Origin of the sequence: Acinetobacter sp. SM1B (genome assembly GCF_003289665.1) — a bacterium.
GTDB lineage: Bacteria > Pseudomonadota > Gammaproteobacteria > Pseudomonadales > Moraxellaceae > Acinetobacter > Acinetobacter schindleri.
The window spans coordinates 461,850-478,319 of sequence record NZ_QMBM01000001.1 but is presented as its reverse complement, the minus strand read 5'-3'; the positions used below and the strand labels follow the sequence as shown (position 1 = coordinate 478,319).

Genomic DNA, 16,470 nt, shown 5'->3' with positions numbered 1-16,470 from the left:
ATAAAAAAATTACTAATTCTATTTTTTTGATTTTTCATATATTTACATTATCCTTCTCATCAAAAAAACATTCAATATAAATAATTAAATTTTTACAATCAACAACTTAATAAATTATTTTTCACTATTTTAATACTTGTATCATAATTAATGACTTTTATCTCTTTTTCTATACAAATTTATTCAACCTTAAATTTTATGATAATCTTACTGGATATAAATTTAGTTCAAATAATAATTTAATTAACTTTACATTAAAATAATTAAATTATTTTTCATTTTAAATATAAAAAATTTAATTGTTCCTAAGTTATTAAGACCTGCTAATACTTAAAAAACATTTTTACTTATTAATTAATCATATAAGCCACTATCTTCTATATTTTATTTTATCTTAATTTTATTTATTAACTTTCTATAATTCACCCTTAGATCTAATTATTCGCATTTCCAACTTATCAAAGAAAATTAATAATCAACAAATAATCAATTATTTTAAAATCCAATAATATACATCTCTAAAAATAAAAATATAAAAACACCATTCAATTTGAGTGGTTTTTTCCTTTAAATCAAATGATCCGAGAAATTAGTTTTACGCTTTATAACGATCTTGTTTTCTTAAATCCAAGGTATGAACGAGTACAAAACACTGTTTTGTAAGAAGTGTAAGGAGGCAAAGCACTGCTTTCAATGAAGCACAAGAAGTGAAAGCACACTGTTTTCATCTATTTGAGGCACGAAGTTCAACTCAAATAAATTAGTTCTTTTACAAGACATAAAAAAGCCCCTGTTAAAAACAAGGGCTTTTCGACTTAGAAATTAGAACTTAGTTCTTTTCTTTGTCTACGATTTTGTTTGCTTGAATCCAAGGCATCATCGCACGAAGTTTGTTACCCGTTACTTCGATACCGTGAGCAGCATTTTGACGACGACGAGCTGTCATAGATGGGTAGTTCAACGCACCCTCTTGAATGAACATCTTCGCGTATTCGCCAGATTGAATACGTTTAAGCGCATTGCGCATCGCTTCACGAGACTGTTCGTTAATAACTTCAGTACCAGTTACATATTCGCCGTATTCAGCGTTGTTAGATACTGAGTAATTCATGTCCGCGATACCACCTTCGAACATTAAGTCAACGATCAATTTAAGTTCGTGTAGACATTCGAAGTATGCCATTTCAGGCGCATAACCCGCTTCAACCAAAGTTTCAAAGCCCATTTTAACAAGCTCAACAGCACCACCACAAAGAACTGCTTGCTCACCAAATAAGTCAGTTTCAGTTTCTTCACGGAAAGAAGTTTCGATGATACCTGTACGGCCGCCACCAACACCTGATGCATAAGAAAGCGCAACGTTACGAGCGTTACCAGAAGCATCTTGATGAATAGCGATTAGGTCAGGAACACCTGAACCACGTTGATATTCAGAACGCACAGTGTGACCAGGCGCTTTAGGCGCAACCATGATTACGTCAAGATCAGCACGTGGAACAACCTGGTTGTAAAGAACAGAGAAACCGTGAGCAAATGCAAGAGTCGCGCCTTCTTTGATGTTTGGCTCGATTACGTCACGATAAAGTTGTGCTTGGAACTCGTCTGGAGTCAAGATCATCACTACGTCAGCTTGAGCAACAGCAGCAGGGACTTCAGCAACTTTAAGACCAGCGTTTTCAGCTTTTTTCCAAGAAGTAGAACCAGCGCGAAGACCTACAGTTACGTCTACACCAGAATCTTTAAGGTTAAGCGCGTGCGCGTGACCTTGTGAACCATAACCAATGATCGCTACTTTCTTAGATTGGATGATAGATAAGTCGCAGTCTTTATTGTAAAAAATTTGCATTGCTGTCTCCGCTTAATGCTTGTTTGTCTGTTTAACCAGGCAGTGAATCTTGTATTTACACTGCCTGATACCCCCTTCTTTTTAGGATGAGGAAATACTTTAAAATTAGATTGTCAGTACTTTTTCGCCGCGTGCGATACCCGAAACACCTGAACGAACCACTTCTAAAATGGTATGTTCTGCAAGTGCATCAATAAACGCATCCACCTTTTCAGTTGTACCTGCAATTTGAATGGTATAAGTCGTTGGTGTTACATCAACAATCTGACCACGGAAAATATCGGCAGTACGTTTGATTTCATCACGCGATGAACCGAGTGCTTTGACTTTAATGAGCATCAGTTCACGTTCAATATGCGCACCTTCTGACAGATCCACTACTTTTACTACTTCAACTAATTTATTCAGCTGTTTAGTAATTTGTTCGATCTTGTGATCATCGCCATAAGTAGTCAATGTCAAACGAGAAAGTGTTGGATCTTCAGTTGGCGCAACGTTTAATGTTTCGATGTTGTAGCCACGTTGTGAGAATAAACCCACTAAACGGGAAAGCGCGCCTGCTTCGTTTTCAACAAGTACAGAGATGATATGTCTCATGCTGTGCGCTCCCCTTTTGCCAACCACATATCCTGCATTGACTGACCTGCAATAAGCATCGGATAAACGTGCTCAGAGCGATCAACCATTACGTTAATAAATACGCACTTATCATTGATTGCCATCGCCTCTTCAAGCTTAGACTCAAGCTCATCTGCATGATCAATCTGAATACCAACATGACCATAAGCTTCCATCAATTTTGCAAAGTCCGGCAATGACTCTACATAAGAGCTAGAGTGACGACCTTCATAGTTCATATCCTGCCACTGTTTTACCATACCCAATGCACGGTTGTTCAGGCACAGAATTTTCACGTTCAAGCCGTATTGCTTACAGGTTGAAAGCTCCTGGATACACATCTGGATCGATGCTTCACCAGTGATACACACCACTTGCTGATCCGGAAATGCAAGCTTAGCCGCCATTGCATATGGCAGACCTACGCCCATCGTTCCTAAACCACCTGAGTTGATCCATTGACGTGGACGCTTGTAGCGATAGTGCAATGCGCCGAACATCTGGTGCTGACCCACGTCAGAGGTGATGATCGCTTCGCCATTGGTCACTTTGTCGAGCGCACGAACTACTTGTTGAGGCTTCATCGAACCATCAGTCGGTAGATCAAACTTCAAGCAGTTCACTTGACGCCATTCATCAATTTGCTTCCACCATGCCGCAATCGCTTCAGGATTTGGCTTGGACACATTCATCTGTTTCAGCTGGTTCAGCATTTCGTTTAGTACAGGTTCTACTGCACCCACGATTGGAATGTGTGCCATGATGGTTTTAGAAATCGTCGCTGGGTCAATATCAATGTGAATGACTTTGGCATTTGGACAGAATTTCGCAGGATTATTGGTTACACGGTCATCGAAACGCGCACCGATACACAGAATCACGTCTGCATTGTGCATGCTCATGTTGGCTTCATAAGTACCGTGCATACCGAGCATGCCCAGGAACTGTGGATCATCGCCCGGGAATGCACCAAGACCCATCAAGGTATTGGTTACTGGGAAGCCCAACAGATGTGCAAGTTCAGTCAATTGTGCTGAAGCATTGCCTTGAACCACACCACCGCCAGAATAAATCACTGGGCGTTTAGCATGAATCAGTTCGTCAATCGCTTTACGGATTTGACCTGAATGACCACGGTATGGTGGCTGATACGAACGCATCTTCACTTTTTCAGGATATTCGTAAGCAAATTTCTCTGCTGGATTGGTCGCATCTTTCGGAATATCAACAACGACTGGACCTGGACGACCAGAAGCAGCGATATAGAATGCTTTTTTGATAATTGCCGGAATTTCGCTGGCATGACGAACCTGGAAGCTGTGCTTCACAATCGGACGGGAAATACCAACCATGTCCGTTTCCTGGAACGCATCCTCACCAATTAAGTGACTTGCAACCTGACCAGACAGGATCACCATTGGAATGGAATCCATATAAGCTGTTGCAATTGGGGTTACGGTATTGGTTGCGCCCGGACCTGAGGTCACAAGCACGACACCTGTTTTACCTGTTACGCGCGAGTATGCATCTGCCATATGGCCGGCAGCTTGTTCGTGACGTACGAGGTAATGATTAATTTTGTCTTGTTGAAATAGCGCGTCGTAGATATGTAGAACTGCGCCGCCTGGATATCCAAAAACATGTTCAACGCCTTCATCCGCTAATGCGCGAACGAGCATTTCACCACCAGATAAAAGTTCCAACGTGATTCACCCTAATATTATTCACTGCACAAATGGGAGGCATTTGCAGTGTTCATTCATTAACTGTCTGCACTGTTATAGCACATAAATTTCATAGTTTTCATAGCAATAGGAAAAAAATCTGGTCTCTTTACTGTTCGAGCAATACAAGACCTAAAACATGTTGGGATAAACATATTTTGCTTAGCTTTGTTCAATTTCTCGGCTAGAGAAATCGCCCACTGCATGAAATGACACTTATTCGAAGGGTGATCGATCTAAGGCATATAAAACTATTGCAGCATTCTTGTGTTTTCAGTCTGTAAAGTCAAGTTCAAAAAACACTCTGTTTCATCTAGCTTATAGGGTTTTTGCTGTTTTTCTAAACTTTTATTAAAGATATAGCTTTACACCCCCTCTTTATAAAGAAAAAATATTCAATAAAATCATTATGATAAATATTTATTTTTATAAAATTTTAGTATGCCTTATATAAAAAAAATGAATGAATTTTTCTATTTTTTGATTTTAATGTTTATAAATAAATTTACTTATTAGTCTGTTTATATTTTCTTCAATTAGCTTTTTCTGCATTTATTACGAAAAGTCGATAAAAATACTCCTCTGATTATTTAAACTGACTACAATATGCACAACCTGAATGCTGAAACTGCAAAGGATCAATAACCATGAGACATTCACTGTTTGCCATGTTAACAAACACCCTTCTACTCTGTTTTATGAGTGGAAACACCATGGCAAATCAATACTATAAATGGGTCGATGCCAAGGGAGTAACGCATTACACCAAAACACCACCGCCAAAAAATGCAAAAAAAGCAGGTAAAGTAGAAACTTATGGCTGGAAAAATTCAGCCCCAACCCCTCCTAGAAATACTGAACCTGCTGAACAAACTGAGCACGCATCTCAAGAACAGCTGCAACAATCGCCTCAAGCTCCAGCGAATCAAGACCAGCAGCAACGCGAAGCGAACGAAGCCTTGCAACAATCTAAAAAGCGTGCAGTCGCTTTATAAGGCATCCCTTTAATAGGACAGTCGTTTTTCTTCGGGAAATGTGAGTGCAAAATTCACTATAAGTGCATTTTGCGCTATGCTGTGCCTCATAATTTTTTAACCGTTCTCTTGTATTACGTATATGACTACTCACATTGACTCAGAATACCAAGCCAGTGCGATTGAGCCTCAAGTCCAACAGGACTGGGAATCGCAGAAAGCCTTTAAAGTTGCCGACACTGTAGAAGGTCCACGTCGTTATATCCTCTCGATGTTCCCTTACCCAAGTGGCAAACTGCATATGGGTCATGTGCGTAACTATACGATTGGTGACGTGATCAGCCGTTTCCACCGTTTAAAAGGTGAAACTGTGCTTCAACCAATGGGTTGGGACGCTTTTGGCTTACCTGCGGAAAATGCAGCAATTGCGCATCAGGTTGCACCTGCAAAATGGACCTTTGAAAACATTGATTACATGCGTAATCAGTTGAAAAAGTTAGGTCTTGCAGTGGACTGGGATCGTGAATTCGCAACCTGCACACCTGAATACTACCGCTGGGAACAATGGTTATTTGTTCAGCTTTATAAAAAAGGCCTGATCTACCGTAAACTTTCAACCGTGAACTGGGATCCAGTCGATCAAACAGTTCTTGCCAACGAACAAGTTGAAAATGGTCGCGGCTGGCGTTCAGGTGCATTGGTTGAAAAACGTGATATTCCAATGTACTACTTCCGCATCACTGACTATGCGCAAGAATTATTAGACGATTTAGACACATTAAAGGACGGTTGGCCACAACAAGTCTTGACCATGCAACGTAACTGGATTGGTCGCTCGCAAGGTATGGAAATTACCTTCCCTTCAGCAAATCCTGAAGTTTACTCAGATGGTCTAACTGTATTTACCACACGTGCCGACACCTTGATGGGTGTGACTTATGTTGCTGTTGCAGCAGAACACCCAATGGCGCTAAAAGCGGCTGAAACGAATCCTGAGCTTCAAGCATTCATTGAAGAATGCCGTATGGGTTCTGTGGCAGAAGCGGATCTTGCCACTGCCGAGAAGAAAGGCATGGCAACAGGTTTGTCAGTTAAGCACCCTGTAACAGGTGAACAAGTTCCAGTTTGGATCGCAAACTATGTGTTGATGTCATACGGTTCAGGTGCGGTGATGGCGGTACCTTCACACGATGAACGTGACTTCGAATTTGCCAACAAATATGGCTTAACCATCAAGCAAGTGATTGATGCCAAAGGCGCAGATGATGCGGACTTTGATGCAACACAATGGCAAGAATGGTACGGTTCGAAAGAAGGCAAATTGGTCAATTCAGGCGAATTTGACGGTTTAGATTTCCAAGGCGCATTTGATGCATTCTTAGCGAAACTTGAGCCACAAGGTCTTGCGAATGTAAAAGTTCAATTCCGTTTACGTGACTGGGGTGTCTCTCGTCAGCGTTATTGGGGTTGTCCAATTCCAATGATCAACTGCCCAACGTGTGGTCAAGTGCCAGTGCCTGAAGAACAACTTCCTGTTGTACTGCCAACTGATGTGGTGCCAGACGGTTCAGGCAACCCATTGAACAAAATGCCTGAGTTCTACGAAACTAAATGTCCTTGTTGTGGTGGCGATGCACGTCGTGAAACCGATACGCTAGACACATTCGTAGAATCATCTTGGTACTATGCACGTTATGCATCTCCAGACTTTACAGATGGCATGGTGAAACCTGAAGCGGGTCAAACCTGGCTTCCTGTCAACCAATACATCGGTGGTGTTGAACACGCGATTCTACATTTGCTTTATGCACGTTTCTTCCACAAATTGATGCGTGATGAAGGTGTGGTACAAGGTAACGAACCGTTCACTAACTTGTTAACCCAAGGTATGGTGCTTGCTGATACGTATTACCGCGAAGCGGAATCAGGTAAGAAAACATGGTTCAACCCTGTGGACATCGAGCTTGAAAAAGACGAAAAAGGTCGTATCACTTCTGCGAAATACAAAGAAGATGGTCAAGACGTTGTCGTTGGCGGTCAAGAGAAGATGTCGAAATCGAAAAACAACGGGATCGACCCGCAAGCGATTATTGACCAATACGGCGCAGACACTGCACGTGTATTCATGATGTTTGCTGCACCACCTGATCAATCTCTTGAATGGTCTGATGCCGGTGTTGAAGGTGCAAACCGCTTCCTGAAACGTGTATGGCGTTTGGCAACAGGTTTCCTTGAAAAAGGTAATACTGCGACTGAATTCGATAAAGCCGCTCTTTCTACTGCTGCGCAAGACTTACGCCGTAAAACGCATGAAACCATCCAAAAAGTGGGTGATGACATCGAACGTCGTCATGCATTTAACACTGCCATTGCAGCGATGATGGAACTTCTGAACGCAAACAATAAGTTTGAAGCGAAAGATGACAATGACGTGGCGGTTGCACGTGAATCGATCATTACGCTTTTAACGTTGCTTGCACCATTTGCACCACACTTAAGCCAGACTCTATTGGCGCAGTTTGGTATTGAGTTAACTTCTGCTCAGTTCCCAAGCGTTGATGAGTCTGCATTAACCCGTAATACCCAAACCATCGTGGTTCAAGTGAACGGTAAACTTCGTGGCAAATTAGAAGTATCTGTCGATGCGTCTAAAGATGACATCTTGGCGCAAGCGAAAGCATTGCCAGAAGTTCAACAATTCTTGACGGGTCCAACCAAGAAAGAAATTGTGGTGCCGAATAAGTTAGTGAATTTGGTGGTTTAATATCCTCAAGTTCCCTCTCCTATTAGGAGAGGGTTAGGGAGAGGTAAGTTGAAAAAATCACCTCATCCTAGCCTTCTCCCAGAGGGAGAAGGGACTTTATAAAGGATTTCACAATTCCCAAACAAAGCCCGTTGCCAGTCAACGGGCTTTGACTTTACAATCCCCTACAGAATTTCAATATTTTCCCATTTTGGAAAAACAGAGGACAGCGCATGCATTTGGGCAAACGTTTAGCAGTAATTGTTTTAACTTGTGGCCTGAGTGCAGGCCTAGTCGGCTGTGGCTTCCATCTTAAAGGTAATAATCCAAGCTCAGTACCTGTGGCTTATTCAGTAATGAGTCTGGCTTTACCTGCCAATACCGAGGAACTTCAGGAAAAACTAGCAATTTATCTGGGTGCAGCCGGCGTACAATTGTCAAATTCACCAAATGCCTATGTATTGCGTGTACTGGATTATACTCCGCGTCGTTTGGAATTAAACGGTAAACTGGTAGAAACATTATTACGTCTCAATGTGACTTTCCGTATTGAAGATGCACAAGGTAATCCTGTGACTGAACCGCGTACGATCGTCGCGACCCGCACCTATCAATATGATATCGAGACAGTAAATACTGACGACCAGGAACAGGTTTTCCTGAAACAGGTTCTCATTGATGATGTAGCACAACAGATTGCGCGTCAGATATCATCAAATCGCCTACCATTGGCAAAACCTGAAACTCCTACTCAACCGGCACAATAAGACTGAACCATGAAACTTGATTACCTTCAGGCATTAAAACGTGTCTCCGATGCTCGCGGTGCCTGGGTGTTACATGGTCAGGAACCTCTGCTTGAGCAGAACCTGATGGATGCTTTTCGTGCTAGCTGGCAACAGCGGGAAGTTGAACGTCAGCGCTATGATGTCAGTTCGGTCAGTGACTGGAAAAATGTCTTTAATGCATTAAATAGTTTGTCTCTGTTTTCGACTCAATTAGCGGTTGAAGTACATGGCAACATCAAGCCGGACGCTAGTGGCATCAAGCTATTAAAAAGCTATTTGCAGCAGGACAGTGACAATTTATTGCTGATCATCATGCCTAAACAGGATAGTAGCAGCCTGAAATCCAGCTTTTTCCAGGTCATGGATGCCAATGGCGTCAATGTCTCTCTTACAGCCAATTATCCGCGCGACCGTCAGCAAATTTTGTCAGTTGAGGCAGAAAAGCTCGGCATTAAGCTTGCCAATGATGCCTGGGCTTGGCTGGAACAACACCATGAGCATAACCTGCTGGCAGCCAAAAATAGTCTGATGCGTGTCAGTGATACCTTTGCTGAGATCGATGTAATCCAGGTGGATCATCTGTATGCCTGCCTGCAAGATCAGTCGCGTTATAGTACCTATGACCTGAGTGATGCCCTGCTAAATGGTAATCTGGCACAATCGATTAAAATTTTTCAGTATTTGATTGCTTCTGGTGAGCCATTGAGCTTAATTCTTTGGAGTATCAGCAAGGAAATGCGTTTGTTAATGCAGCTGTTTGAACAGCCACAAAATGCGCTACAGATCGGTATCTGGAAAACCAAAGTTAGCCTATATCAACAGGCTTTACGTCGACTTAGCCCACAAACCTTTTTAGCTTGGCCGGCCCTGTTATTAAGAATTGATGCTTCTATCAAAGGGTTGGGGCATGAAAACCCTGAACATTTGGTGCAGCAAGCCATTGCCAGCATGTGTGGCAAAACTTTATTTCATTAATAGCTTAATCATCAGATAAATAAAATAATAATCATTCTTATTTGTTAAAAAAAATTCACGATTTATCCTTAATTCGCTTTTATAATCACTCACATATCTCTGACTTAAATCTGTTCACTATGCCAAAAATAAAACCGTCCAAACTGATCATGGCAGTAGTCATTGCCATTGCACTTATAGCCACCGGGTGGTATTTCCTCAAACCTGAAGAACAGCCAACACAATACATTACTGCTGAGGTGACTCAGGGAGATATTGAAAACTCGGTACTGGCAACAGGTGTACTGGAAGCCACCAAAATGGTCAGCGTCGGTGCGCAGGTTTCTGGTCAGGTGAAAAGAATGTATGTGCAACTGGGCGATCAGGTTAAACAGGGTCAGTTGATTGCTCAAATTGATTCTGTACGTCAGGAAAATGATTTAAAAACTGCTGAAGCCAGTATTAAAAACCAGATGGCACAACTTGCTGTGCGACAAGCAAATCTGGCCAAAGTTGAAGCAGAATATAACCGTCAGAAAGCCATGTATGCACAGGATGCGACTTCCCGTTCAGAGCTGGAATCAGCCTTGGCAAGTTATAGGACAGCACAAGCGGACATTACTGCAATTAATGCTCAGATTGAACAGTCACGTTTAACTTTGGCCACTGCAAAAGAAGATCTGGGTTATACCCAAATCGTGGCACCGATGGATGGTACCATTGTGGCGATTGTGACTGAAGAAGGCCAGACCGTAAACGCAAACCAGAGTGCACCGACCATTGTGAAGCTGGCAAAACTTGACACCATGACCATCAAAGCCGAGATTTCTGAAGCAGATGTCATGAAAGTTGAAGAAGGTCAAACGGTTTATTTCACCACCCTAGGCAACAGTGAAAAGAAAATCTACGCGAAACTACGTCAGGTAGAACCAGCACCAAATTCAATTAATACCGATACCAATACTTCAAGTTCATCTTCTAGTTCTGCAGTGTATTATAACGCCTTATTCGATGTACCGAATGAAGATGGCAAACTGCGTATTGATATGACGGCGCAAGTCTATATTGTGCTAGATGAAGCACGAAATGTATTGACCATTCCAGCCGCTGCGATTCAAACCTCTAACCGTCCACAACGTCCAAATCGTGGTGAAGGCACTCAAGAAACACGTGGCGAGGGTCGTCCACGCAGCGAAGAGTCTGCTGCTCGTGATGAAAGCCGTGCTGACAATGCAAAAGGTGAACGCCCTGCCCGTCTGGAACTTTCTGATGTAGAACGTGCTCTGATTGAACAAGGCAAAGCTCAACGTGCCATGGTTCGCGTATTACAAGCGGACGGCACTGCTAAACCGACACCAGTGCTGATCGGTCTGAATAACCGTGTGACAGCGCAAGTGATTAAAGGTTTGAAACGTGGTGATCAGGTGATCATTGCCGATGGTTCAGACACTTCAAATGACGGTGCTAAACGAAGCGGTGGTGGTCGTAGTGGCGCCGGCCCAATGAGAATGTAAGCATGAATCAACAACAACAGCCTCTGTTAGAGGTCAAGAATCTGATTCGTGAATTCCCAGCGGGTGAAAGTACGGTTCAGATTCTCAAGGGTGTTAACCTCGAAATCTATCCCGGCGAGCTGGTTGCCATTGTTGGTCAGTCCGGTTCAGGTAAATCAACCTTAATGAACATTTTGGGTTGTCTGGATAAACCCACTGCTGGCAGCTATAAAGTCAAAGGGCGTGAAACCCGCGAACTGGAAGCGGACGAGCTGGCCCAGTTACGCCGTGAATACTTCGGCTTTATTTTCCAGCGTTATCATCTTCTTGGTGACTTGAATGCTGCAGGCAACGTTGAAGTGCCTGCCATTTACGCGGGAGCGGACTCAACTGAACGTCATGAGCGTGCTGTCAAATTGCTGACAGATTTGGGGCTAGGTGAAAAAACCGAAAACCGTCCAAGTCAGTTGTCTGGTGGTCAGCAGCAGCGTGTTTCAATTGCTCGAGCTTTAATGAATGGTGGTGACGTTATTCTTGCCGATGAACCAACAGGGGCATTGGACAAGAATAGCGGTATTGAAGTAATGCGCATTTTGCGCGAGCTGAATGCCAAAGGTCATACCATTATTCTGGTCACACATGATCATAATGTGGCCAAGAATGCGACCCGTATTATTGAGATTTCAGACGGTAATATTATTTCTGACCAGCAGAATGTACCTGAAGTCGATGATGGTTTTACAAAGCAAACACTAGAACGCAGTGAACAGAAGAAAATCTCCAGCTGGCGTTCAGCAGTAGATCGTCTCGGTGAAGCATTCCGTATGGCGCTACTGGCCATGAATGCCCACCGCATGCGAACCTTTCTGACCATGCTTGGGATTATTATCGGGATTGCCTCCGTGGTTTCCGTGGTTGCGCTGGGTAACGGCTCGCAAAAGCAGATTCTGGAAAATATTAGCAGTCTCGGGACCAATACTATTACTGTATTCCAGGGCCGTGGCTTCGGGGATAATTCACGGTCCTCCCAAGCCAAAACCCTAATTCCTGCCGATGCGGATGCTCTGGCAGAACAGCCCTATGTTGATGGTGTCAGTCCATCGGTCAACAGCAGTGTCACTGGACGGTATAAAGAAATTGAAGCTTCAACCACCGTCAACGGCGTCAGTGAAGACTTCTTCTATGTCAGAGGTATGACTTTTAAGTCCGGTCAGCCTTTTGATAAGGAAAGTGTTACGGAACAGGCCCAAGATGTGGTCATTGATACCAATACCCAAAACACTTTCTTCAAAGATGGCACCAATCCGGTTGGACAAGTGATTCTGCTCGGTAGTGTTCCAACCCGAGTGATTGGGGTCATTGATGCGCAAAAAGGCATGATGGGCAACAATGATACGCTGAATGTATACCTGCCTTATTCAACTGTTATGAGCCGTATGCTAGGGCAGTCCAATGTGCGTCAGATCATTGTACGTATTAAAGATGAGTACCCAAGTGCCGCGGCTGAAAATGCGATCCTGAACTTACTGGTACAGCGCCACGGTGCGCAGGATGTATTCACTCAGAATGCGGACAGTATTCGTGAAACCATTCAGCAGACAACCCAGACTATGACCTTGCTGATTTCTGCGATTGCAGTCATTTCTCTGGTCGTCGGTGGTATTGGCGTGATGAACATCATGCTGGTGTCGGTAACAGAACGTACCCAGGAAATTGGGGTACGTATGGCTGTTGGTGCTCGTCAAAGTGATATTCTGCAGCAATTCCTGATTGAAGCAGTACTGGTGTGTATTCTGGGCGGTATTTTGGGTGTGCTGCTATCCCTCGGTATTGGTCAACTCATTACCCATTTTGCTGGAGGTACTTTCCAGATGGCATATTCGACTACTTCCATTGTGGCAGCCTTTGTCTGCTCCAGCCTGATCGGTATTGTGTTCGGCTTTATCCCGGCGCGTAATGCAGCACGACTGAATCCTGTCGATGCCCTCTCTCGAGAATAAGGAATCTGATATGCAAATGAATTTAACCAAACTTGCCAGTGCCCTGCTCCTCGGGAGTTCACTGGTGGGGTGCGCAGCTGTGGTAAAAACACCTTACGAACAGCCAAGCATAGCTGTGCCTGGCAGTTTTCAGAATAATACTGTGCTAAGTAAGCAGATTTATGATGATGTCCTGGCTGATCAGTGGTGGACCTTATTTAAAGATCCTCAACTGAATACGCTTGTCGAGGATGTATTATCACGCAATAGCAACCTTGCAGTAGCCGGGATTAATCTGCAACAGGCACGTATTCAGGCCAGACAAACGCAAAGCCAGCAAGGTATTCGTATTGGTGATGCTGGACTGACCACTCGTAGAAATTTTGATTTAGAAGGTGGTGATAGCTCTTCTAGTCTTGGTGTAAATTTTCCTGGCTTAAGCTATGAGCTGGATCTATTTGGCAAGCTTGCCAATCAGACTGAAGCAGCCCGTTGGGAAGCTCGTGCTACTGAACAAGACTTGCAGGCAACGGTGCAAAGCCTGATTGGAACGACTGCACAGCTTTACTGGCAATTGGCTTATTTAAATGAGCGCTATAGTGTCGTACAGCAGAACCTGGCAACGGCACAGAAGACTTATGACCTGGTACGGGTACAGTATCGTGCTGGTGCCGTTTCTGGCCTAGACCTGACCCAGACTGAACAGGCAATCCAGAGCCAGCAAGCTACTTTAAGTCAGATCGAGCAACAACGCGTTGAAACACGTACCGCACTTGCAGTCCTCATGAATATGCCGGTGCAGCAGCTTTCTATTCAGGAACCACAACGTCTGCCGAATATCGCCTTGCCTGCGATTGCAGCGGGTTTGCCTGCAAGTCTGCTGTCACGTCGTCCAGACTTAAATGCTGCTGAATTACGTTTACGTAAAGCGCTCGCCAATAAAGATGCTAACAAGGCCAGCTATTATCCATCAATTAGTCTGACCGGTAGCTTAAGTACGGGTATTGGTACCAGCACGTCTTTGTCAGATGCGCTAAAAAATCCGGTTGCAACATTGGGCGCAGGTCTCACCTTGCCCTTCCTGCAATGGAATGACATGAAGCGTGATCTACAAGTGAATGAACTGGAATATGAAAAAGCAATTCTGCAATATCGCCAAACCATTTATGAAGCTTTTGCCGATGTAGAAAATGCCCTGTCAAATCGTACTGAGCTGACGAAACAGGTCGAGCTACAGCGTCGCAATGTCGAGCTGGCAGAGAAAACAGAACGTTTGACTGAAGTGCGTTATCGTAATGGTGCAGTTGCCTTGAAGAACTTACTTGATGCGCAGGAAACCACACGTAATGCGCGCCTCAGTCTGGTACAAACGCGTCAAAATCAATACAACGCTTATGTCACTTTGCTGCAGGCGCTAGGTGGTAGTCCAATCAAGCAATTACCATAATATCTTCAAATAAAAAAACCGCTGCCGAGGCAGCGGTTTTTTTATGCCAGTCTATTTTTCATTTGCAGATAGGCATTTAAATTGTTTAGCTGTTCCTGTGAAGCCGCATGTCCTAGCAGACTTCCCTTCTCTAGCCATGCTCGGGCAAGCGTTACATCACGATCTACACCAATGCCCTTAGTGTATACACGTCCCAGATGACTATAAGCGTCAGCATTTACCTGTGCAGCAGCTTTATGATAGAACTGGATCGCTTGATCCATATTAGCTTCAACGCCAATACCGTGTTCCATCACTTCCCCGAGCGCATTCAAGGCCATGGCATTCTGCTGGGCAGCTGCCTGCTTTAAATAATTCAGACCTAAAGCAATCTCCTGCTCTATGCCTTCACCTTTAAGATACATCACCCCAAGCTGTGCTTGTGCCTGTGCATGACCGAACTGAGCCGCTTGATGTAAATAGCGTTTAGCCTGATCTTCGTCAATAGTAAATACTGGATATTGACCTGACAGTACCTGATACAAATACCAGGCGGCATCAGCCGAACCTTTGCTTACGGCCTGATTCAGATATTGAATGGCCTTATCGCGGTTGGGCAATGGATACTCAGGCAGGCTATAGAAGCGTCCAACGATATAAATTAGATCCGCTTCAGATTGTGCACCGATATTCCAGTGCTGCTGCGCGTTCTGCTGAATGATTTGCGTGGCTTTAGCGGTATCTTTAACTGTACCAATACCATGCAGATAGCACAGTGCGAGACCCATCTGGCTATAGAAATAAGCTGGATCAATTCCGGCAGCAGCCTGATACAGGCTAAACGCTTTTTCAGGCTCATTTGCGACCAGATAAGACTCATAATATAATGCTGCAATCATGCACAAAGCTTGAGGAAACTGAGTATTCGCCGCTTCACTCCAATAGCGAAAAGCCATGGTTTCATTCTTATCGACAAACCAGCCATAAAAATAGGCTAAACCAAGTAAAGTTTTGGCTTGAGCATCTTTATGCTCATAAGACAGCTGTTGTAAATGCTGCAAGATTCGCTGCCGCTGATCAGCATCAATCGTACCTAGTAATACACCAGCATAATAATCATACAAACCATTCTGATCACCCAAATTAACGCTTTGTTTAATGAAGCGTAAGGCTTTTGACTGATCCTGTGGTAATAGCTCACCGCGTACATACAGTTGTGCAATCTGTTGGGTTGCTTCGAGATGATCTTGCTGCGCGGCCAGAAACAGATAATGGATTCCCAAGCTTAAATCTTGGGTGGTACCCTCTGCCAAATAGTATTGTGCCAACTGGTACTGTGAACCCGAGTGTCCCTGATCTGCATTCTGAATCAGCAGTTGTAGACGATGCTGTTCTGCTGCATCCTGAGTGGGTTCGGACAATTCGGTAATTCGATACTGGGCTTCCAGATTACCGCGTGCCACAGCATGACGATACCAATACAGTGCTTTTTCGCGATCTCGATGCTGATAACGGTCATCCTCAAAGACCTGTCCCAGATGGTAAGCAGCTTCATCACTGCCAAGACGGAATGCATTTTCAAACAGATTAATCGCATTTTCGGTACTTTGCGGACGCCCCAAACCTTTGAGTTGCATCAGCCCCATACCGACATAGGCCTGAGGGATTTCCTGCTGTTGAGCCAGATCCTGATAGATCTGATAGGCACGCGCATAACTCGACTGCTGCCCTTCAGTACTGAGACGAGCCGCGTGCTTGAGCTGGGCCTCAATCTGTTCAATCCATAGGTCATGTTGCACTGCCCTGGCTTGATCTCGTGTTACCGGGTCAGGACGCTTCCACATCCAGATCCCCAACGCCACGATTCCCAAAATCAGCACCAGTAAGAACCACATAGCTGCTCCCTGATATTGTTTTTTGTTATA

At 43.9% G+C, this 16,470-nt stretch carries 11 protein-coding genes; 7 read left to right on the top strand and 4 right to left on the bottom strand.

What is annotated here, in order from left to right:
* Positions 1-829: 829 nt before the first annotated feature.
* From ilvC to C8322_RS02330, 3 genes are all read right to left on the bottom strand, one after another.
* Complete coding sequence (gene ilvC, locus C8322_RS02340; protein WP_111810333.1) at positions 830-1,846, bottom strand: ketol-acid reductoisomerase; 1,017 nt, start codon at positions 1,844-1,846, stop codon at positions 830-832.
* A gap of 105 nt (positions 1,847-1,951) precedes the next feature.
* Complete coding sequence (ilvN, locus tag C8322_RS02335; RefSeq protein WP_004813125.1) at positions 1,952-2,443, bottom strand: acetolactate synthase small subunit; 492 nt, start codon at positions 2,441-2,443, stop codon at positions 1,952-1,954.
* Positions 2,440-4,167 carry an acetolactate synthase 3 large subunit gene (locus C8322_RS02330; protein WP_004813127.1) on the bottom strand — a complete coding sequence of 576 codons (1,728 nt, stop codon included), beginning with the start codon at positions 4,165-4,167 and terminating at the stop codon, positions 2,440-2,442. The genes ilvN and C8322_RS02330 overlap by 4 nt, the downstream gene beginning before the upstream one ends.
* A gap of 689 nt (positions 4,168-4,856) precedes the next feature.
* Between C8322_RS02330 and C8322_RS02325 the strand changes: the two genes are divergently transcribed.
* The 7 genes from C8322_RS02325 (at position 4,857) to C8322_RS02295 (ending at position 14,566) form a co-directional block, all read left to right on the top strand.
* A complete protein-coding gene (locus tag C8322_RS02325; RefSeq protein WP_227591025.1) occupies positions 4,857-5,183 on the top strand; it encodes a DUF4124 domain-containing protein in 327 nt (108 codons plus the stop codon).
* Between the two features lie 121 nt (positions 5,184-5,304).
* On the top strand, positions 5,305-7,926 hold the full coding sequence (leuS, locus tag C8322_RS02320; RefSeq protein ID WP_111810332.1) for a leucine--tRNA ligase: 2,622 nt from the start codon (positions 5,305-5,307) through the stop codon (positions 7,924-7,926).
* Positions 7,927-8,138: 212 nt separating this feature from the next.
* A complete protein-coding gene (locus C8322_RS02315) occupies positions 8,139-8,672 on the top strand; it encodes an LPS assembly lipoprotein LptE (protein ID WP_004813132.1) in 534 nt (177 codons plus the stop codon).
* Positions 8,673-8,681: 9 nt separating this feature from the next.
* A complete protein-coding gene (gene holA, locus C8322_RS02310; protein WP_004813133.1) occupies positions 8,682-9,668 on the top strand; it encodes a DNA polymerase III subunit delta in 987 nt (328 codons plus the stop codon).
* Positions 9,669-9,787: 119 nt separating this feature from the next.
* On the top strand, positions 9,788-11,161 hold the full coding sequence (locus tag C8322_RS02305; RefSeq protein ID WP_017401602.1) for an efflux RND transporter periplasmic adaptor subunit: 1,374 nt from the start codon (positions 9,788-9,790) through the stop codon (positions 11,159-11,161).
* 2 nt (positions 11,162-11,163) lie between these two features.
* Positions 11,164-13,140, top strand: coding sequence for a MacB family efflux pump subunit (locus tag C8322_RS02300; protein ID WP_004813135.1), 1,977 nt, complete (start codon positions 11,164-11,166; stop codon positions 13,138-13,140).
* A 10-nt stretch (positions 13,141-13,150) separates the two neighbouring features.
* On the top strand, positions 13,151-14,566 hold the full coding sequence (locus tag C8322_RS02295) for an efflux transporter outer membrane subunit (protein WP_111810331.1): 1,416 nt from the start codon (positions 13,151-13,153) through the stop codon (positions 14,564-14,566).
* Between the two features lie 41 nt (positions 14,567-14,607).
* Here the strand turns inward: C8322_RS02295 and C8322_RS02290 are convergent, their stop codons facing one another.
* A complete protein-coding gene (locus C8322_RS02290; RefSeq protein ID WP_005220932.1) occupies positions 14,608-16,440 on the bottom strand; it encodes a tetratricopeptide repeat protein in 1,833 nt (610 codons plus the stop codon).
* Between the last annotated feature and the right edge of the window lie 30 nt (positions 16,441-16,470).

Coding starts and splice junctions, on each gene's coding strand:
- ilvC (WP_111810333.1), bottom strand. CDS start 1,846: ATGCAAATTTTTTACAATAAAGACTGCGACTTATCTATCATCCAATCT.
- ilvN (WP_004813125.1), bottom strand. CDS start 2,443: ATGAGACATATCATCTCTGTACTTGTTGAAAACGAAGCAGGCGCGCTT.
- C8322_RS02325 (WP_227591025.1), top strand. CDS start 4,857: ATGTTAACAAACACCCTTCTACTCTGTTTTATGAGTGGAAACACCATG.
- leuS (WP_111810332.1), top strand. CDS start 5,305: ATGACTACTCACATTGACTCAGAATACCAAGCCAGTGCGATTGAGCCT.
- C8322_RS02315 (WP_004813132.1), top strand. CDS start 8,139: ATGCATTTGGGCAAACGTTTAGCAGTAATTGTTTTAACTTGTGGCCTG.
- holA (WP_004813133.1), top strand. CDS start 8,682: ATGAAACTTGATTACCTTCAGGCATTAAAACGTGTCTCCGATGCTCGC.
- C8322_RS02305 (WP_017401602.1), top strand. CDS start 9,788: ATGCCAAAAATAAAACCGTCCAAACTGATCATGGCAGTAGTCATTGCC.
- C8322_RS02300 (WP_004813135.1), top strand. CDS start 11,164: ATGAATCAACAACAACAGCCTCTGTTAGAGGTCAAGAATCTGATTCGT.
- C8322_RS02295 (WP_111810331.1), top strand. CDS start 13,151: ATGCAAATGAATTTAACCAAACTTGCCAGTGCCCTGCTCCTCGGGAGT.
- C8322_RS02290 (WP_005220932.1), bottom strand. CDS start 16,440: ATGTGGTTCTTACTGGTGCTGATTTTGGGAATCGTGGCGTTGGGGATC.